Source organism: Methylophaga sp. UBA4204, from assembly GCF_002379485.1.
Classification (GTDB): Bacteria; Pseudomonadota; Gammaproteobacteria; order Nitrosococcales; family Methylophagaceae; genus Methylophaga.
Window position 1 is genome coordinate 3100 of the sequence record NZ_DFTU01000075.1, and the last position, 431, is coordinate 3530.

Sequence of the window (431 nt, forward strand, 5' to 3'; positions counted from 1 at the left end):
AACCAGTAACCGATATGTAACGACCAGAGCAATGGGATGTGAAACGTAATCCAGATCTTCCAACGAAACCCACGAATAAATACCAGCACTGCTGCAATAGCAAACAACACGCTTAATACAATGGATGGAATGAATTTCGTCAGCATTAAAAAATGTAAGGCAAACAGCAGCCAAATACTCATTAGTGCCGTTTTATCCAGCCAGGCAATATTGTTCACTTTGGCCGTTTGAGTACCGTTGGCGGTAAACATGGGAATTACACGACCACCAATCACCGTCATTAATAGTGTGATAAGTAAAACGGCATTGAGACTGCCTGCCTGCTGAATATCCGGGCGCTCCATCACAAGGCCTGCGTACATAAACGTATTGCAGATAGTCAGTAATAACAGCACCGGAATGAAAAACAGGTTTTTGTTTTGTTTGGCTCG

Annotated in this window: 1 protein-coding gene; it reads right to left on the bottom strand. The window is 43.2% G+C overall.

The window, feature by feature from the left end; all coding sequences use genetic code 11:
* The coding region (locus B3182_RS10845; protein ID WP_292752738.1) for an NnrS family protein at nucleotides 1-431 on the bottom strand (431 nt) is incomplete at both ends.